At 53.8% G+C, this 19391-nt stretch carries 13 protein-coding genes and 1 tRNA gene; 12 read left to right on the top strand and 2 right to left on the bottom strand.

What is annotated here, in order from left to right; translation table 11 throughout:
• Positions 1 to 12: 12 nt before the first annotated feature.
• From QTO31_RS12015 to QTO31_RS11990, 6 genes are all read left to right on the top strand, one after another.
• The gene (locus tag QTO31_RS12015) at positions 13 to 1014 is read left to right on the top strand and encodes an AAA family ATPase (protein WP_031461292.1); all 1002 of its coding nucleotides are present in this window, start codon (positions 13 to 15) and stop codon (positions 1012 to 1014) included.
• Complete coding sequence (locus QTO31_RS12010; protein WP_031461291.1) at positions 1014 to 1889, top strand: DUF58 domain-containing protein; 876 nt, start codon at positions 1014 to 1016, stop codon at positions 1887 to 1889. Before QTO31_RS12015 ends, QTO31_RS12010 begins: the two co-directional genes overlap by 1 nt.
• The gene (locus QTO31_RS12005) at positions 1886 to 2386 is read left to right on the top strand and encodes a DUF402 domain-containing protein (RefSeq protein ID WP_301429243.1); all 501 of its coding nucleotides are present in this window, start codon (positions 1886 to 1888) and stop codon (positions 2384 to 2386) included. Before QTO31_RS12010 ends, QTO31_RS12005 begins: the two co-directional genes overlap by 4 nt.
• A gap of 55 nt (positions 2387 to 2441) precedes the next feature.
• On the top strand, positions 2442 to 4346 hold the full coding sequence (locus tag QTO31_RS12000; protein WP_301429242.1) for a BatA domain-containing protein: 1905 nt from the start codon (positions 2442 to 2444) through the stop codon (positions 4344 to 4346).
• A gap of 711 nt (positions 4347 to 5057) precedes the next feature.
• The gene (locus QTO31_RS11995) at positions 5058 to 5669 is read left to right on the top strand and encodes an inorganic triphosphatase (protein ID WP_301429241.1); all 612 of its coding nucleotides are present in this window, start codon (positions 5058 to 5060) and stop codon (positions 5667 to 5669) included.
• 38 nt (positions 5670 to 5707) lie between these two features.
• Positions 5708 to 7198 (top strand): CHAD domain-containing protein, encoded by a 1491-nt coding sequence (locus QTO31_RS11990; RefSeq protein WP_301429240.1) that lies wholly within the window; start codon positions 5708 to 5710, stop codon positions 7196 to 7198.
• Here QTO31_RS11990 and QTO31_RS11985 read toward each other — a convergent pair.
• Positions 7165 to 7908, bottom strand: a complete 744-nt coding sequence (locus QTO31_RS11985; RefSeq protein ID WP_301429239.1) for a TIGR02206 family membrane protein — start codon at positions 7906 to 7908, stop codon at positions 7165 to 7167. The genes QTO31_RS11990 and QTO31_RS11985 overlap by 34 nt on opposite strands.
• A gap of 748 nt (positions 7909 to 8656) precedes the next feature.
• Here QTO31_RS11985 and groES point away from each other — a divergent pair.
• Positions 8657 to 8959: a co-chaperone GroES gene (groES, locus tag QTO31_RS11980; protein WP_028459729.1), complete on the top strand. Its 303-nt coding sequence runs from the start codon at positions 8657 to 8659 to the stop codon at positions 8957 to 8959.
• 48 nt (positions 8960 to 9007) lie between these two features.
• Positions 9008 to 10642, top strand: a complete 1635-nt coding sequence (gene groL / locus QTO31_RS11975; protein ID WP_031460546.1) for a chaperonin GroEL — start codon at positions 9008 to 9010, stop codon at positions 10640 to 10642.
• Positions 10643 to 11053: 411 nt separating this feature from the next.
• On the opposite strand, the gene QTO31_RS11970 is transcribed toward groL, so the two are convergent.
• Entirely contained in the window at positions 11054 to 11845 is a 792-nt protein-coding gene (locus tag QTO31_RS11970; RefSeq protein ID WP_031460545.1) for a hypothetical protein, read from the bottom strand.
• Positions 11846 to 11968: 123 nt separating this feature from the next.
• Between QTO31_RS11970 and QTO31_RS11965 the strand changes: the two genes are divergently transcribed.
• From QTO31_RS11965 to QTO31_RS11950, 4 genes are all read left to right on the top strand, one after another.
• Positions 11969 to 12044, top strand: a tRNA-Gly gene (locus tag QTO31_RS11965).
• Between the two features lie 133 nt (positions 12045 to 12177).
• On the top strand, positions 12178 to 14163 hold the full coding sequence (locus QTO31_RS11960; RefSeq protein WP_301429238.1) for a GAF domain-containing protein: 1986 nt from the start codon (positions 12178 to 12180) through the stop codon (positions 14161 to 14163).
• A gap of 6 nt (positions 14164 to 14169) precedes the next feature.
• On the top strand, positions 14170 to 16350 hold the full coding sequence (locus QTO31_RS11955) for a GAF domain-containing protein (RefSeq protein ID WP_031460543.1): 2181 nt from the start codon (positions 14170 to 14172) through the stop codon (positions 16348 to 16350).
• Between the two features lie 169 nt (positions 16351 to 16519).
• Positions 16520 to 19282 carry an ATP-binding protein gene (locus tag QTO31_RS11950; protein ID WP_301429237.1) on the top strand — a complete coding sequence of 921 codons (2763 nt, stop codon included), beginning with the start codon at positions 16520 to 16522 and terminating at the stop codon, positions 19280 to 19282.
• The last annotated feature ends 109 nt before the right edge of the window (positions 19283 to 19391 follow it).

Here is a 19391-nt window from a genome sequence, read left to right as displayed (position 1 = left end):
AAGGAGAACCGCATGACTGCTGTTCCCCAAACTGGGGTGATGATGTCGCCGGAAGAGTTTCGGCAGCGTGCGCAACAGATTGAAGCCGAAGTTTCGCAGGTCATTGTCGGTCAGCACGAACTGATTCGGCAAGTCATTATTACCCTGCTGGCCGGTGGTAACGCGCTGTTGGAAGGCGTTCCCGGTCTCGCCAAAACCACGCTGGTGCGCACACTGGCCGATGTCATCGATTGCAAGTTCTCGCGCATTCAGTTTACGCCCGACTTGATGCCGGCTGATATTATCGGTACCACGCTGATCAGCGAAGATGCCCACGGCCACAAGTCATTTCGTTTCGAGCCTGGCCCCATCTTCGCAAACCTGGTGCTGGCCGATGAGATCAACCGTGCTACTCCCAAGACCCAATCGGCCCTGCTGGAAGCAATGCAGGAGCGCACGGTAACGGTTGCCAAAACGATCCATAAATTGCCTCAACCGTTCTTTGTGCTGGCGACCCAGAACCCACTAGAGATGGAGGGAACCTATCCGTTACCAGAAGCGCAACTCGACCGCTTCTTCTTCAAGATTAACGTCGCCTTCCCTTCTGCTGCCGAATTGGTCGAAATTGCGCAACGAACAACCGGTGCGCGCCAGCCAACAGCGCGCCATGTTGCCGATGGGCCGATGATCTTGCAAATGCAAGAACTGGCGCGCACGGTGCCGATTGCCAGCCATGTCTTGAGTTACGCGGCCCGCCTGATTACTGCTACCCATCCAGAGAGCAAAGATGCCCCGGCAATCACCAAACAGTACGTGCGTTATGGCGCATCACCCCGTGGGATGCAAACCCTGATCCTGGCCGGTAAGATTTTAGCGCTGCTCGATGGACGTTACAACGTCTCGTTTGGTGACCTGCGCCTGGCCGCGTTGCCGGCATTACGCCATCGGGTGGTGCTCAATTTTGAGGCTCAGGCCGAGGGCATCAGTGCTGATGATGTGGTGAAAGGCGTTTTGGAAGCGGTCAAGGAGGAGTGATGGCTGAGCCATTGCTCACCGCTACGTTTCTGCGCAAGCTTGATCGTCTGGCTTTGCAAACCCGACGTGCAATGGCGGGCGATCTGCAAGGTGAACGACGAAGCCCGAAACGTGGCTCGTCGGTTGAGTTTGCCGATTTTCGGCCATACACGGCTGGCGATGATATTCGTCAAATTGACTGGAATCTCTACGCACGTGCTGAGCGGTTCTACCTCAAACTGTTCGTTGCCGAAGAGGAGTTAAACGTTCACCTGCTGGTAGATACCAGTCGCAGTATGGCCTGGGGCAACCCAGAAAAGCTTCACTATGCCCGCCAGATCGCTGCTACCTTTGGCTATATTGCGCTAAGTAATCTTGATCGGGTGAATGTCACGGCGTTTGGTGGTCGTCCGGCGGCGGTCAGTGGGATTCGTGGCAAGCGTGGGGCAGTGGCACTGTTTGAGTTTTTGCAGCGTCTTGAGGTCGGTAGTACCGTGAACCTGACGCAGTTCTGCCGTACCTATCTTCAGACTGCCCGCAGCGCCGGCCCGCTCTTACTCTGCTCTGATCTGTTTGATCCGGGCTGGCGAGATGCTTTGCGTGCGCTTACGGCACGTCCCTTTGAAATTACGATTATGCACATCCTGGCACCGCAAGAGATCGATCCGCCAATTGAAGGTGACATCCGTCTGGTTGATAGCGAAGGCGGACCGGCGGTTGAGATCAGTGCCGATCTTGATGTGCTTCAGCGCTACCGTGAGTCACTGCAAAGCTGGCAGCAAGAGATTGAGACGTTTTGCAGTGGGCGGGGAATCCGGTATGTGCCGGTAAATACGGCTATTCCGATTGAAGAGTTTGTCTTCACGCAGTTGCGACGCGCTGGTATTGTGCGATGATCGAAGTCCGTTTGATCAAACCGGCAAAAGGTCAGACGATTCGCTACCCGGCAACGGTGATCGAGCGTGATGAGCGGAGTGTAACCGTGTGCGCCGAATGGCGCCTGGGCCCGGTTGATCTCGGTCTGTTTAGTATCGAACCGGGCGATACCTTGATCGAAACATTTTACACCGATCGCTGGTATAACATCTTCCGTGTGCAACGACCTGATGGCGCCATTCGCGGTTGGTATTGCAATCTGGCCCGTCCGGCACGGATCGGCGAAACAGCGATTGAAACGGAAGATTTGGAAATTGATCTCATTGTGAGTGCCGACCGTCTTCAGATCGAACTGGTCGATCTCGCCGAGTACGAAGCACGTGGTATTGCCCAAACCGATCCCGCGACTGATGCGGCCCTGCATACAGCGATTGCCGAATTGCGCGATCTTATTGCCCGTGGCGAAGCACCATTCGCTGCTGAACGTGTCGCTGTGCAAATGATTAAGCAAGCATGATCAGGTAGTGTAGCCGGCAGAATGTTGGCTACCCAATCACATCCGAGCAGGTTCTATGTCATTTCTGGCTCCTCTAGCATTGATCGCAGCGGCGATTGTTGGCCCGATGATTGTGGCCATGTATTTGCTCAAGCTACGCAGGGAAGAGCGTGTAGTTTCGTCAACCTTCCTCTGGCAACGCATGGTGCGCGACATCGAAGCCAATGCACCGTGGCAAAAATTGCGCCGCAATCTGTTATTGCTGTTGCAGTTACTACTCATGCTGTTGCTGGTATTGGCTCTGGCCCGTCCATTTATTCCGGTCACTGGTATCAGCGGCGCAAACCTGATCATTATCTTCGACCGCTCGACCAGTATGCTGGCCACCGATGAACCACCTTCCCGCCTTGAGGCAGCCCGGCGGCAGGCGATGGCACTGATTGACCAGTTGCCCGACAATGGTCGGGCAACGATCATTGCAATCGGCGGTCAGATGGAAGCACCCATTGCCTCATCGAGTGATCGCCGTGAGTTACGGCGTGTCATCGAGCAGATTCAACCAAGCTACAGCAACCAATCCGATCTGAGCCAGGCGCTGACGCTGGCCTCGGCCCTCGCCGCCCGTGAACCCGACAGTGAGGTAGCTATTATCTCCGACGGTAACGTTAAGATTCCCGATGGTCTGCGTGTTCCGGCGCGAGTGCGCTATTTCCCCATCGGACGCTCCGCCGACAATGTGGCGATCAACGCGATTGCCCTCCAACCCGGCGCATTCGAGCAGACTCTATTTGTGCAGGCAACAAATTACGGGGATAGACCGGTTACTCGTCGCATGTCGATCTATCTCGATGGGAAACTCGACTTTGCAATTGATCTAACTATTGAACCAGGGCGCGAGCAGAGCTTAACTCAACCGATCCCAGCAACGGTGAGTATTATCGAAGCACGCCTCGATGAGCGTGATGCCCTGCCGGTCGATGATCGGGCTTACGCGGTTAGTCCGCAACGAGAAACGGTGCGGGTACGATTAGTCAGTGATGGGAATCGCTTCCTGCAAACCGGTCTTTCCCTACTGCCCGGCTTGGAAGTGGTGCAGGTACCAACGACAACCACTACGTTCTCTGAAAGTGCGGCTGAAATTCCGTTGACTATCTTCGATGGAACCGTTCCTGCGACACTGCCACCTGGTAACCTGCTCTTTATCGGCCCGCTGCAAAGCACTGAACTCTTCTCGATAACCGGTGAATTCGACTTCCCGCTCGTTCGTCCGACCGCTCTCGAAGACCCGATCTTGCGCAATGTACGCTTCACCGATGTCAATATTTTGCGTGCACCGCGCATCGTTTCCGGTTCGTGGGCGCGGGTTATCGTCGATAGCGATGGGGGGCCACTCTTGCTAGCCGGCGAACGTGAGGGCAGGCGCATTGTGGTATTGGCCTTTGATCTCCATGCGTCTGATCTTCCGCTGAATATCGCGTTTCCGATTCTCCTTTCCAACATGATCGAGTATCTCCTGCCAGTGAGCAGTCTCCAACTCACCACCGGTCAACCAATTGTGGCGCCGGTTGATAGCAGCATTGAGGAGGTACGGATCATTCGTCCAGATGGTCAGGTCGTTAGTTCGCGCGATGGACTGGTGCAGATACGAGCGAACCAGACCTTTTACACCGATACCGATCTGCCCGGTATCTATACCCTTGAAGAACGGCGTGGTAATACCGTGATTGCCAGCCGTCGTTTTGCGGTTAATCTGTTTGCGCCAAACGAGTCGCGGATAGCTCCTCAGCGCGACTTAACCATTCCTCAGCTTAGCGGGGCGCAAAGCACGGTTGCCCGCGAGCGCGATGGCCGCCAGGAGATTTGGCGCTGGCTGGCATTGGCCGCTCTGATCATGCTGCTGATCGAGTGGCTGTTCTACCAGCGTAATGCTCTCTCCATCCTCCGCCAGCGCTGGCGACGGCGTACCGCCGAATCGAGTTAAGCAGGAAGAAGATCAGCGACAGGTGCGACCGCTATCCCTCTTTTCTGGACTCATCAGGCCATTAGTACGCAAGAGGAGCGGATTTTTACGCCTCCCTCACTCGTACCAGGGGACTCTCGCACGACCCACTTCCGGCCTTCCAGGAGCCTGATCAAAAACCCAGATTTCTTATTGGTCATGCACCGTACCCGCGCAATCATTGCATGAGAGGTTGCCAACATACTTTCGCGCCAGCCATGCTACTCCCCTTCCTCGCCCCGTGTGGGAGTTGAAAGGGGGCAAGGGAGATGGTGAGGGTCGATTGCTTGCCAACATTCCTACGGTCGCGCCTCAGCAAAAGCCCAGGTTTTTGATCATGCTCTAAAGAGGAGATGCCACTGCTATAGGCACTTCAGGGCAGCAGAAACTTCCTGCGCTAGGGGTAGGTTCCACCCTTTTGGCCCGTCGCTTGCCGAAGATGTGATACACCAGCTGATGCTTGGTTATCGCCTACCACCGAACGCGGGCCGGATGCTAGCGTTCCGGGTGATTACAGGAGTTGGGGGGTATCGACAGCAGCGGCGGACGATTTCAAAACCACTCTCTTACCGGTTCATGGAAGGCGCGCTATAATGTAGTAGAATGTACGTAGTAGGATAAGGGGCCGTCTTTATTGCTTCTATCGAGATACCTCGTGTCCTGATTCAATACAATGATGCAGAGAGGATTCCTGTGGAAATCGAAGCCAAATTCAAGGTCAGTGCTGCCGATCTGGATCGGTTGGCCGCACTGAGTGCGCTCGGCCCGTATACGCTTCGCACCTTGGCTGCCGAACATCAGCGCAATACTTATTACGACAGTGCTGATGGTCGGCTGGCGCAGGCTCGCTATGGGTTGCGCGTTCGCCAGATCGGTCATCGCTCGATCATTACCCTTAAAGGGCCAGCTCGCCTCGATGAAAACGGTATTCATCATCGGGCAGAGTTTGAATTTCCCGGCGATGATCCCAATCCTGTGCATTGGCCGGCTGGGCCGGCTCGTGATCTGGCTCAGGCCTTGCTGTTAGGTGCGCCGGTTCGTCCATTGCTCACTATCGAGACGACACGCCGGATCATCCATGCGATGCGTGATGGACGTGATCGGGTCGAAATTTGTCTGGATCGAGGTACTATTTATGCCGGACAGCATCAGGCCCCGATTTGCGAACTGGAACTTGAAGTCTTGCCTGCCGGATCGGTCTACGATCTCACCGAATTAGTGAATGCACTCCGCTCGTTGATCAAGCTAACTCCTGAACGTCAGAGTAAGCTCGAGCGGGGAATGGCATTGTTACAACGTCGTTGATGTCGTTTGTATGCGAGTGGTGGCCTGGAGAGATTAACATGACCAATATCACTCATCTTGACGACTACCTCGAGCAGCTTCTCACACAGTATCGGGTTGATCGAGTTCATGCCCGCCAGGTAGCCAAGCATGCCTTAACCTTGTTTGATGCGTTGCAACCGAAGCACGGCTGGTCAGCGACCGATCGCGATCTGGTCGAAGCCGGTGCTTTGTTGCACAACGTCGGTTTAACGACCGATCCGGCTGAGCATCATCTGGTTGGCCGCGACATTGTTTTGCGCCATTCACTAGGTGATACGGTTACACAGGCTATCTTAGGGGCAATTATCGCTCTTCACCGGCGGAAACCGCGCTTTCAGATCGAACCCTCCGTGTTGTGCCTCAAGAAACGGCATCGCAGGCTAGCCCTCCAACTCGCCGCAATCGTTCGGGTCGCTGATGGCTTCGACTACAGCCAAACGCAAACGACGCAGGTTCAGGTAGCATCGCAGAATGGTCGCCTACGCCTGATCGTAAGTGGTCCTCATGCTGCGGTTGATGCCGAGCGGGCATCGGCCAAAGCAGATTTGTGGGAGCGTGTGATCGGTACGCGACCGGAAATAGTGGTACAGAGTGAGGGTTCTGTTGTCGAAGCGGTTGCCGGTGAAGATGAGCCGACTGAGTTACTACCGTATTGGTACGCTTCGGGTGAGGTGTCCTTTGCTGAATTAGGACGAGTTGTCTTGCGTCGGCACCTCCGACGACTGCAACAGACGGCGCGGGCAGTGAAAGATGACGAAACCATCGAGGCGGTTCACGATCTGCGCGTGGCGACGCGCCGGATACGTGCAGCCCTCCGTTTACTTGCGCCGGTTGTACCGGTCAAGCCTGCTAAGCGGGCAACCGAAATGGTACGCACACTGGCCTGCGAAGCAAGCGCTATCCGTGACCGTGATGTATTGCTGAGCGACATGACTCATCGCAATATTCTTGGTTTAGAGCCGATTATCGAGGCGGTACGCGCCGAGCGAATGGCTGCACACGCCGAACTGCTCGCTCATCTTTCAAGCGATCAGTATGAACGTGAGCTGCGGGGGTTAGCGCAACTGGCGTGTTTTTCTACGGGTTGGGATGACCGACCACGAGTGCGCGATCAGGCCGGAAGTATGCTGTATGCACACTATGAGGCGCTTCGTTCGTATGACCGCAACGGCTTACCCGAAGATGATGCCAGCCTGCATGCCATGCGGATCGCTGGTAAGCGCCTGCGCTATGCGCTCGAGCTGATCGGTGATATTGTTGGTGAGCGGTTGAATGATCTCTTGCAACCACTGATCGATTTTCAGGATCATCTCGGCGCATTGAACGATATTAGTGTCGCACGCGGTCTTCTGGCGCCGTACACTGTACACCATACCGCGGTCGCAGAATACATGGCGGAAAGAGAGGCTGAATGGGCGACCTTGCGAGCCGAGTTGCCCGAATGCTGGAATGTATTGGCGGGCGCCGACTATCGTCATCGTTTGCTCGCAATTATTGGTGATCTCTGACGCAGATCGATAATGGCAAACGGCAGGTAGAGGATGAGAATCGTTATAATGCCGAGGACCTCCATCCAGATAATGTAGAACGGCCACGGTCCGAGCAGATCGAGCAGACTCGGCGTGTATGGCTTATGCGCTAGAAAAAGATAGTTACTGCCAAGGAGCCAGTTCACCACGCCGACTGCGACCATATAAAGATTTGCCCCGACAATCACCAGTCCCACCGATCGCCAAGTGGGACGGTACCCTTCCAGCGTGATCATACTCAGCGCTGCCAGCACAATACCCCCGTGTGAGATGAAACTCTGAAAGGCGCGGAAGTGCGGGAAGCCATACACACCGATGTCGGGTGTGAGCAGGGCCTGGATTGCACCGCCGATACCCATAAAATAGGCAAACTCGAAGATGCGGTAGCTGCGTGTAAGCAGCATAATCACGCTGAGCCAGGTGAACAGCATACAGAGGTGTAACGGCAGCATGTACTGGATCGACCAGAGGCCGTGGACCCAGAACCAGACATTGTAAGCTATTTCATTGATGGCGAGAATGCCTGCCAGCGTATACCGCCAGATACGCCCAGCGGTTGGTGATAACCGACGACCCGGCCCCAGTATCCACAAACAGGCCAGTACAACGCACATCAAGGCGATTAGATGCGGCGGGCTGAAGAGGATAAAAGGTTGGCCGTTCCAGTGTAACGCAAAGAGTTCATCCATACAATGTGCTTCATTCGTAGGCGAGACCGATCTCGCCGATGAAAACTGGTGTCTATCGCTACATGTTATGTATATCATAACCAGATCGTCCGGCAGTGGGCAAGATGTCATCGTGCATGGGTTGCCACCGTTGCACTGTGAGACGGCTATTCGGATCGGCACGCAGTTGAAACAGCGTTTTCAGCATCGTCGCCGTATCGCGAACGGACGGGAAGGGGAGAAGCGTCGTCAGGACGGTACCTGGGTGCGCGGGCTTCCGGCCCGCATGGCATGTACACAGAGATTCTTTCTCAAATCTCTGTGCTCTCTGTGCTCTCGGTGGGAAATAAAACCACGGAGCACACAGAGTACACAGAGATTCTTTCTCAAACCTCTGTGCTCTCGGTGGGAAATAAAACCACAGAGCACAGCATGGATGATGCGTACTGCGCCTGGAATCATCTTTCATCATTCCTACTGCGTAAAGTGGGAGGAAGCGCCGCTCCGACATCTCCCTATCACAGCCGTACATTGGGATGCATCAGTTGTTGCGCTTCCTGGCATCGTCAAACGATGGTGTCTCGTCATCTCTGCATCTCATGGTTCCATCGAAACCTGCTAGCAATCTCTGTTGCTGAGTGCTAACATTGACTTGACAAATCGGCTGATCTTGTGTACTATTACCAACGGGTTAGCACTCTCGTGTTGACAGTGCTAATCAGTTGCAGCGAAACGTATCCTGAGACATAGTAAACGGAGGATAGCAGCTATGGCGGATTTCCGCATCCGACCTCTTGGCGACCGGGTAGTAGTTAAGCCGGTTGAGCGTGAAGAGAAGACAAAAGCCGGTATTTTCCTGCCCGATACGGCTAGCAAAGAACGTCCTATGGAAGGCACGGTGCTGGCTGTAGGCGAGGGGCGCCGCGATGACAACGGCAAACTGATCCCAATGAACGTTAAAGTTGGCGATCGGGTGATCTTTGCCAAGTACAGTGGCACCGAGTTCAAGCTCGATGACGTTGAGTACCTGATCTTGTCGGAGAAGGACATTCTGGGTATCGTCCAGGAATAAGTATTGTCGCGTAAGTAGTGCTATTCTCACAGGAGGATTATAGATCCTATGCCAAAGCAGCTTTATTTCAACGAAGAAGCGCGTCGCGCTTTGAAGCGTGGTGTCGATATTGTTGCCGATGCGGTGAAGACCACCCTTGGTCCGCGCGGGCGCAATGTTGCAATTGATAAGAAGTTTGGTTCGCCGACAGTAACCCACGACGGTGTGACGGTAGCGAAGGAGATCGAGCTGAAGGATCCCTTCGAGAACATGGGTGCGCAACTGCTTAAGGAAGCGGCCACCAAGACCAACGACGTTGCCGGTGACGGTACAACGACAGCGACCGTACTGGCACAGGCCATCGTCACCGAAGGTCTGAAGGTTGTCGCGGCAGGCGCCAACGCGATGCTCCTCAAGCGTGGTCTTGATCGGGGTGCCGAGGCACTGGTTGCGGCTATCAAGGCAAGCGCCGTACCGGTTCGCGATCGGGCTGACATTGCGCATGTGGCGACCAACTCGGCGGCTGACAGTGAGATCGGTGAGCTGATCGCCGAGGTCATGGAGAAGGTCGGTAAGGACGGTGTCATTACCGTTGAAGAATCGAAGGGTGTTACCTTCGAAAAGGAATACACCGAGGGTATGCAGTTCGACCGCGGTTACATCTCTGGCTACATGGTAACCAACGTCGAGCGGCAAGAAGCCGAGCTTGATGATCCCTACATCCTGATCACCGATAAGAAGATCAGCAGTATCCAAGAGATCCTCCCCGTCCTTGAGAAGGTGTTGCAGGTGACGAAGAACTTCGTCATCATCGCCGAGGACGTTGATGGCGAGGCCCTGGCGACGCTAGTTGTGAACAAGCTGCGTGGCACGATTAATGCGTTGGCGGTTAAGGCGCCTGGTTTCGGTGATCGCCGCAAGGCAATGTTGCAAGATATTGCTATCCTCACCGGCGGTACCGTTATCAGCGAGGAGATTGGGCGCAAGCTCGATAGTGCGACGATTGAAGACCTGGGCCGTGCGCGCAAGGTTATCGCGACTAAGGACGATACGACGATTATCGAGGGCCGTGGTGATGAGGCTGCTATCCGTGCCCGAATTGAGCAGATCCGCGCTCAGATTGCCACTACAACCAGCGACTTTGATCGTGAGAAGCTGCAAGAGCGGCTGGCGAAGCTGGCCGGTGGTGTGGCAGTGATCAAAGTCGGTGCCGCTACGGAGCCTGAGCTGAAGGAGAAGAAGCATCGGGTCGAGGATGCGCTGAGCGCAACTCGTGCAGCGGTCGAAGAGGGTATTGTCCCCGGTGGTGGCGTGGCGTTGCTGAACGCTATCCCGGCGCTCGATAATGTTCAGGTTGCCCACGAAGATGAAAAGGTCGGTCTGCAAATCCTGCGCCGTGCGCTCGAAGAGCCACTCCGTATCCTCGCTCGCAACGCCGGTGAGGACGGTTCGGTCATTATCGCGAACGTCCGCCGCTTGCAGGAGGAGAAGGGCGATAAGACCATTGGCTATAACGTGCTGACCGGCCAGTACGGCAGCATGATCGAGCAGGGTATTATCGACCCGGTGAAAGTAACGCGCAGTGCTGTTCAGAATGCGGTTTCGATTGCCGGTATGATCCTCACCACTGAGGCGCTGATTACCGACATCCCGGAGGATAAGCCTGCTGCCACGCCAGGGGCTGGCGCCGGTATGGACTTCTAAACGAGTCTGAACAGTAACCCTCTTCTCTGGGAGCGCGGGCTATAGAGGCCCGCGCTCTGCCTTGCGGCAGCCCTTAGCACCTATCTGAATCATCGGCTCACGGTACACTCGTGCAGGATGCGGGCCGGAGGCCCGCGCGCCCAGCCCTAAGCACCTATCTGAATCATCGGCTCACGGTACACTTCGTGCAGGATGCGGGCCGGAGGCCCGTGCGCCCAGCCCTTAGCACCTATCTGAATCATCGGCTCACGGTACGGCGGATGAAACCTGATCGATGGACGGGTGTAGCAGCGCTGTGCCCCAACCGATCTTCTTCTGCGATCAGGTATTCTCGATAGACGCTAAGCGTTAAAGCTGTGGAGCGCAGAAAGGAATGCCGTAACGTCGTGAAAAGAAAAAGGGAACCCACAATCATCCGCTGCCGGTTATTTTCTGGATAATCTCTTCGATCCTGCGATCCAGCGTAAACCAGATCATCTGCACCGAAACGTGAAATACCTCTTCAATGGCACTGATCGTTTGTTGACGACGGCGTTCGACTCGCGTCGGATCGGCATAAAAATCGGCTAGATTTTCATTGGCGCCAAAATCATCGACAACGATCACCTGCGTCACACGCTCAGGTAGCCCGATCTGCACATACTGCCAAAAGCGAGGGTCGGCTTTAGCAACTCCGAGATCGGCTGAATTGGCAATGAACGCCAATGCTGTATGCTGCAACGGGCCGACGCGCACCCGCTTGATCCGGTTATGTTCCCGACGTAATGCTCTGGCTGACCAACCCAAGGTTGCCAGTTCACCGGCAATCTGGAATGTTGCTTCGGCATAGTGATCGGTTGCGATGAGTGGGATAATCTGCGGTCTGGATTGGAGGATCGCAAAGAGTGGCTGCCATGCCGGATCAATGACCGAGGCTGCCATATACGCACGGGTAAAGCGACCGGCAGATCGTACTGCTGTCGCTAAAGGGATGCCGCGTTCCTGGAGTTTGCGGCTTAGCAATGCTCTCAGCCCGATGCGGGTAGTACTCCCTTCCACCCAGGTTGGTACGACCAGATCATTCCAATAGCGCTCGGTATCGATTCCTAGTGCCTGCAACCCCGATTGTTGTAATGCCATTGCCAACCGTGCTGATGTTCCAAATCGAACGGCCTCAAGGCTAAGCGTGCCGGAAAAGTCGAGAATCAAAAGGGTTGTTGCCATTGCTCTACTCGTAAGGGTTAGAGTGCAGCAGTGCGGCGCCCGTATATTATACCAATGCCTGATCCGGCAACATGGCACGATTCGACAACCTGTTTAGATAGTGTATAATATTTCTAGTAATGGGCGGGAGTGGCTCAGTTGGTAGAGCGACACCTTGCCAAGGTGTAGGTCGCGGGTTCGATCCCCGTCTCCCGCTCCATAGTGATGACCACTCACACTTGTGAGGTGGTCATCTTTTTTACGAAACTGTATATAATAAGCACAACATATCCAATCATTTTTACGTTCATGAGATGACGAGACCGATCACTTAACGAATTCGTGGGGCCACCGTGTATCTACCGCGCAGCACCGTTCATCGTATCTTCACCCTCACCCTGACTGGCGGAATTGCGCTTGGTCTGCTTTTCTATGCGCTGGTTGATGTAGCTCAGCAGCAGAGCAATGGAGGGCCAACGCTACGGTTGATCGTAGCGCTTCTCTTCGGCAGTATCGTTGGCTTAGCCCTGTCGATAGCAGCGTGGATCAGTCTCCGCTATGCGCTGAGTGAAGTACGCGATCACGCTCAGCGCATATTACAGGCCGATCTACCGCCTCTGACCGACAACGACCCACTGGTTGCACTGCGCCAGACGGTGACCGATGCGATAGTTGCTGTACCACGTTCTACAACACTGACCACGCTTGTCAGCCGTCTCAGTACTGTGATTGATCATGAGGCGATGCTCAGTGCGGTTGCCGAGGCGATGTCTGAACATCTGCCAGTTCATGGGGTTGTGTTCCTCCTCTACGATGCAGAACGTGCTGTACTGGTACCATCGACCGCGTGGGGTGTTGGGAAGGCTAACCGATCAACAGTCTTTGACATCAATAGCAGTGCGATTGGACGTGCACTTCGTGAGCGTCATTCGGTACGTTTTTCGAGTGTGCAGATGCGGGAGTTGATCAGTACCGCGTCTTCACAACCACTCACGGTGATCAATTGGCCGTTATGGGTACAGCAAACGCCAATCGGTGCACTCTGTGTTATGCTTGCCGGTGCAGATGTGCGGCTGAACGATGATCAACAGCAGTTGCTCGAACAGATTGCCACTATCTTCACGGCGTATCTCCAGACGTCGATTTATCGTCAATGGGCCGAGCGCGATCAACGTCGATTAGCCCTCTTCGAGCACATCACTGAGCGTATGGCTGAACAGCCCAACCTCGAACAAGCACTCGTGCAGCTTTTGCGCATCGCTGCTGAGCTTACCGAATCTGAACACGGGACATTCTTACTGATTGATGATGCTACATCTACCATTCGTATGCGTGTGACGCTGAGTGGTGGTGATGTCTTGCCACTTAATCTTGCTTCAATACCTATCTTAAAGCATGGACTGGCCGGTTGGGTATTACGGTCCCGGCGCGGTGCAATCATTGATGATATTGAACGTGATACACGCTGGGTACCTACACCAGGGCTTGAATTGATGCGATCAGCTCTAGCAGTGCCGCTCTTTCACGGCGATCATCCCCTTGGTGTCTTAACCCTGGCCGATCCTGCACCGTATCACTATAGCCAACATGCCCTGGCGTTGGTTTCAGTGTTAGCGGCCTACGCGGTAACGATGCTGGTTCATTACCGCTACGAAGGAATTGTCGAACCAGAACAGCAGGCTCATGCCCGCCAAATACTTGAAAAACATCTTGATCCGGAGTCAATGCGCACACTGATTGCACAGCGTGCAAAGCTGATGCAGGCAATCCAGCCGCAGGTGATCACGGTAACGCTGGTCTATGGATGCTTGCGGAGTGTAGAGCGTCTAACCGGTCTCACTGCGCAGCAGTGGTATGAAGACGTTGCCACTTCGTTCGACAGCGCATGCCGTCTCATTGTCTATCAACATCAAGGGGCATACATGAGCCTAGATGGGATAAGTTTCAGCGCGGCATTTGGTTTCCCCCAGCCACAATTCGATGATGGAGTCCGAGCGCTTCAGGTGGCCCAGCAGATTCAGTCCACAGTTGCTCGCTTGCGAATTCAGTGGCGCCAGCAGTTTGGTGTTGACCTGCCGCTGGCGATCGGGATTACGACCGGCCAGTTGATGGTCGGTGTTGTCGGTCAGGCGCAATCGGCTACCATGATATGGAGTGGTACAGCCTTGCGTGAAGCACGGCGGTTGTGTCAATTGGCACGTAATGATGAAATTGTGGTGTCTGATACGGTGCTGAAAATAGTTCCATCTGGACGGTTTACGCTCGATCCGCTCACGCCCGTAAATCTTCACAATGGAACAGAAATGGCACCGATCTATCGTCTAATTGGAAATACATAAAGCGTTATGAGTGATCCGGAATCTTCGCTTGCACAATCGGCGATGAATACGCAAGGTTTGCTCCGCATCGCAACTGCGATTGAGACGGCAGCTACTCTCGATGAGCTTCTTATGTTGACCTTGAACGAATTTGTTCAGGGTTTGGGTGTATCATTGTGTGGTGTACTGCTCCTCGATCCCGCCGGTGAGACGATTTCTCTGGTAAGTACCTTCCCACCCCGCATTTCCCTACCACCGCCCATTCCATTGCGTGATTTGCCACTCATACAGCAGGCATTCCAACAGCGGCAACCGTACCAGATTCTCGATCTGACTACCATGCCACAGCCTGGTGATCGTTCACCGGTTGTCTTGCAACTGTTGGGGATGCTGAACGAAGCGCAGGTTCGCTCATTACTGGTTATTCCTTTGGTGGCTCAAGATACAGTTATCGGGGCGCTGGCGTTTGCTACCCTCGGCCAAATACGACACTTCGATGATCAAGAAATCAGTGTGGCGCGCCTGATGGCCAGCCAGCTTGCGGCGGCAATCACTTCATTTCGTATGATCGAAGAGGCATCACGGCGCGAGGCCGAGCTGGCTACGCTGAACGATATTGCGGCGGCTGTTACCTCATCTCTTGATCCGCGCGAAATTTACCATCTGGTGATGGAGAAGATCAACCAGTTCTTCCGCGTTGATGCCGGTTCGTTACTCATGCTCGATGATGAAACTGGCGAACTGGTCTTCGTGATGACGCTGGAAGAGGGACAGGAAAAGCTCGTTGGCTTGCGTGTACCTGCTGGTGCGGGCATTGTCGGTGATGTGGCACGTACACAGCAGTATGCCATTGTGCACGATGCTGAGAGCGATCCACGGTTTTACCGTGCAGTTAGTGATGGAATCGGCTACAACGTACACTCAATTCTCTGTGTGCCGATTGTTGTAAAAGGTCGTACTATCGGTGTTATTGAATTGCTCAATAAACGTACCGGTCATTTTACCGAAGAGGAAGCGATCCGGCTTACTCGGATGGCGGCTACAATCGGGATCGCAATTGAGAATGCACGCCTGTTTCAGCAGGTTAGTACCGTTCGTGATCGCTTTGAAGCCATTGTCAATTCGACCAATGATGGTATCCTGATGGCTGATATGCGAGGTGTTGTTGTAGCCAGTAATCCGGCGGCGGCACAAATTTTTCACCGTTCCCGTGAGTCGTTGATCGGATGTCAGCTTGATGAATTGATCGACGAATTGATGAGTAGAGCACTGGTGGTTGAAGAGCCAACATGGCTCAATGAAGGTGCATCCCATCGCGTGATCGAGATCGAGTTGAACGATGGTCCGGTGCGTTATGTGCGCCATACCACGTTGCCGGTGCTCGATACTGCCAATATGCAGATCGGTCGGCTGGCGCTGTTTGAAGATATTGCGAAGGATCGTGAGCTGGCCCGACTTCGGGAAGATTATACCGGCATGCTCATCCATGATCTCCGTGCACCACTGACTGCTATTATGAATGGCATTATGATGATGCTGCGTGGTCTGGGGGGGCCGGTCTCGGAACAGCAGCGCGAGTTGCTGGGGATTGCCTATCAGGGCAGTCAGACGATGCTGGAGATGGTCAATACCTTGCTCGACATCAGTAAGATGGAGCAAGGCCGAATGAACCTGAACCTTGAACCACTCTCGCCTTATGCGCTGGTTGATGAAGCTATCGAACGCTTGCGGGCGTCAATTCAACAACGTCGCATTAATCTAGTGCAAAACCTGGCAATCAGCTTACCGCCAATTGAGGCCGATCGCGATAAGATTGTACGGGTATTGCAAAATCTGATCGATAACGCAGTGAAATTTTCGCCAGAGCGGGGGATGGTAACGATTGGGGGGCGCTATCTCGCGCTCGCTTCTCATGTTGCTGGTGACGTGCATCCTGATCTTCCCTTTGCCCTGCCAGAAATGGAGGCTGGTGAATGGCTGATTTACTGGGTGCGTGATGAAGGGCCGGGAATTCCACCACAGTATCATGCCCGTATCTTTGAAAAGTTTGGGCAGGTACAACAACAAAAGTCGCGTGGAACGGGTCTTGGGCTTACCTTTTGTAAATTGGCGGTTGAGGCGCATAAAGGGAAGATCTGGCTTCAGAGTCGCGAAGGTCTCGGCAGTACCTTTGCCTTTGCCTTGCCGGTAAGGCAGCGCTCGTCATAGGTATACGCAGATCGCTACCGGTTTGTGCGTACTGATTGCACAGCCAAAGTGTCTAGAGGGTGTTAGGATAGATAACGAAACTGTAAATAAATCCCTCTGTTAGCCCCCCGTCTTATCAGCTATACTAAAATAAATTCATTGCCCCATGTCTAGTGCTTGGGGGTGTTCTGTGCAGCGGATTATCGCAATCCTTCGATCACGCATTCTTTTCACTATCATCTTGCCATACCTGCTTTTGACCGTTATCGTGATGCTGATTGGTTCTGGTATTGCGATAACGTTAGTAGCAGGGAGTTGGCAGGAACGCTTCAATAATCAATTGGGTCAGGTAGCACGTAATTTTGCTGAAGCGCTGGCTGCGCGCGAAATTAGCAATATCGCCTACCTCGGTCAGATTGTATTCACCGCAGCTAATGCTGATACCGGTGCACCGGCAGTCGTTGATGCGATTATCCGTCGGGATGCAGATGGATTAGCGTTAGCTATGCGCAGCCTCTGGACGCTTGGTCAGAGTAACGAAAATGTAACTCCTGATCGACTGATCGTTTTTGATCAGACTGGGAAGGCTTTGCTCGATTGGGAACGAGCCAGGGATGGTGATGAGCCGACGAAGTATATCGGGACGAATCTGTCCGGTTTGCCATTCATCGAGAAGGTATTACGCGGTGAGCAGACACCGGTTGGCACCGGTGAGGTGATCGGCGATAAATATAGTGGCCTGATCGCATTTCAACAGTCTGATGGCCGTGAAGTACTACATTTCTTTACCGTCGTGCCTGTTACTGTCCGCATTGACGATAACACGCCACCCCAGGTTGTTGGTGGTGTGCTGGTGGCTCAACGGCTTGATCGTACACTGGCGTTCTTGCAAGATCGCAGTCAAGCAGCAGTGACTGCCTGGTTTGATAACAATGGTTTACCATTGGCTGCAACGGTACCGGAGAGTTTTGTATCGCAACTCCGCCTCGATCAAACCCAGATCGAGAAGTTAGCTCAATATAATACCCTGGGAACCTGTCTCGACATCGGTAGTCTTCGTGGTCGGGTCGTCACTCCAGTTGAAAGAGTTGGGATACCGACCTGTTCATTGTTGACGACTGCTCGTCTTGGTGACTACGAGTATCAGCTTGTGTATGCACCGTTGTTGCTTCGTGGTGCGCAAAATGGTTATTTCGTCGTTGGTTTGTCACGCGATTTTATTCTGAGTGCCTGGGCCAGTAGTCGCAATGCAGTGGTAGGTGTGACAGCTTTGCTGGCTCTGACCGCAGTATTCGTGGGTGGTTGGGTTGCACGCCGGATCACTCGTCCGCTCGATGACCTGGTGGCGGTCGCTGATGCGGTCAGTGCAGGTGATCTCGACCGGCGTAGCACTGTCAATGACACGAATGAATTGGGACGATTAGCGGTGGCCTTCAATCAGATGACTTCCCATCTCTTACATCTCTACCAAACGAGTCGTCAACTGAATCAGGAATTACGGGTCGAAGCTATTTTACAGATAGCCTCTACCAGTGCTGCTCACCTTCTCCCGCAAACCGAAGCGATTGCCATTGTGCGAGACACTGATAGCTGGAGGTTCCGGATTCGTCCGAATGCACCGTTAAGCTATGCAGCGTTGACCGGTCGGTATCTCAACGTATTGCCGATAAATGGCGGAGCGCAGTTAATTCCTTACACCGATCCATTACTGCTTGCGAGCGGCATCAAGAGTGCGCTTGCCGTTCCCCTCCGGCACGAACAACAGACGATCGGTTCTCTTATTTTTGCCCATCCAGAACAGGATGCTTTTTCGACTGCGGTGTTGCCACATCTGCAAGCGATTGCCAACATGACGGCGGTGGCATTGGTGAATGCCCTCCTCTACGAAGCGGTGCAACGCGATGCCGAACAACGGCGGGCAATTCTTGCCTCAATCAGTGATGGTGTCATCGTGAGTGATGCCAGTGGGCGCGTTGTACTATTGAATCCTGCCGCCGAGCAGTTGTTACGACCGATCCTGACCGATCGCACGGAGTTGTCGATCCATGATTTGCCGCTGGTCGGTAAGGATATTCGTTCAGAGTTGTTTGGTCGTCCAGAGAAGATTGTATCCATCGGCAATCGCCATCTTACGGTAGGACGGGCACCGGTCTGTATGCCCGATGGTCTTCAGATCGGTGAAGTGGTTGTCCTGCACGACGTCACTTCAGCTATCCAGATTGATCGAGCAAAGACTGATTTTATCGCCACCATTTCTCATGAGCTACGCACGCCACTGACCGTTATCCGTGGCTATCTCGAACTGGCGTTACGGCAGGCTGGATCGGGATTAGATGACGGTCTACGCGAGATGCTTGAACAGGTGCGTCAGAGTTCCCTTCAGATGACTAGGCTGGTGAATAATGCCATTATGGTGGCCTACCTTGACGCCGGTCAGATTGAAGTTCATATCCAGCCAACGAATCTGGCTTCGGTTGTGGATGTTGTAATACGTCCGCTACGAGAAACTTTTGCAACTCGCGGTCTACAGGTAAAGGTGGTACTGCCTGAAGATTTGCCACCTGTGCTGGCCGATCAAGAGCTGTTAAAACAGGCGTTAGGTCATTTATTCGATAATGCCTGCCGTTATGTTCAGCAGGGTTGGGTGTTGGTTAGCGCCGGAATAGAGGGTCAGGAGGTCTGGCTTGACATTAGCGATACCGGCCCCGGTATTCCAGAGGAAGTGATGGGACGGTTATTTACCCGTTTTCAGCGCGTTGATGGTAACAATTCAGTTCAACGTGGTGGTGGATTGGGATTGGCGATTACCCGTCAATTGATCGAGTTGCAGGGTGGTTCCATTACGGTGAAAAGTGTTCCCGGCCAGGGTAGTACCTTTACTATCCGGTTGCGTTATACCAGAGATCAAGAACGTGCTGTTGCAAGAAAAGACACCGAATCCATCCAGAACTGATTATCTGCCATGGCTGGTAGGAGGGGCACTGATTCTAGCAGTGCTACCGGTGTTCTGTGTTGCCCAAATCATCTTTTGGTGGTTGACACCAAACAATCAGCCGTTCAAG

It is taken from the genome of Chloroflexus sp. MS-CIW-1 (assembly GCF_030444705.1).
In the GTDB taxonomy this organism is placed as follows: Bacteria; Chloroflexota; Chloroflexia; order Chloroflexales; family Chloroflexaceae; genus Chloroflexus.
Note: the sequence above shows the minus strand (reverse complement) of the source record. Positions and strands in the feature narration are given on the sequence as shown.

Excerpts from the sequence above, each read along its gene's own strand:
- QTO31_RS12015 (WP_031461292.1), top strand. The coding sequence starts at position 13 with ATGACTGCTGTTCCCCAAACTGGGGTGATGATGTCGCCGGAAGAGTTT.
- QTO31_RS12010 (WP_031461291.1), top strand. The coding sequence starts at position 1,014 with ATGGCTGAGCCATTGCTCACCGCTACGTTTCTGCGCAAGCTTGATCGT.
- QTO31_RS12005 (WP_301429243.1), top strand. The coding sequence starts at position 1,886 with ATGATCGAAGTCCGTTTGATCAAACCGGCAAAAGGTCAGACGATTCGC.
- QTO31_RS12000 (WP_301429242.1), top strand. The coding sequence starts at position 2,442 with ATGTCATTTCTGGCTCCTCTAGCATTGATCGCAGCGGCGATTGTTGGC.
- QTO31_RS11990 (WP_301429240.1), top strand. The coding sequence starts at position 5,708 with ATGACCAATATCACTCATCTTGACGACTACCTCGAGCAGCTTCTCACA.
- QTO31_RS11985 (WP_301429239.1), bottom strand. The coding sequence starts at position 7,908 with ATGGATGAACTCTTTGCGTTACACTGGAACGGCCAACCTTTTATCCTC.
- groES (WP_028459729.1), top strand. The coding sequence starts at position 8,657 with ATGGCGGATTTCCGCATCCGACCTCTTGGCGACCGGGTAGTAGTTAAG.
- groL (WP_031460546.1), top strand. The coding sequence starts at position 9,008 with ATGCCAAAGCAGCTTTATTTCAACGAAGAAGCGCGTCGCGCTTTGAAG.
- QTO31_RS11970 (WP_031460545.1), bottom strand. The coding sequence starts at position 11,845 with ATGGCAACAACCCTTTTGATTCTCGACTTTTCCGGCACGCTTAGCCTT.
- QTO31_RS11955 (WP_031460543.1), top strand. The coding sequence starts at position 14,170 with ATGAGTGATCCGGAATCTTCGCTTGCACAATCGGCGATGAATACGCAA.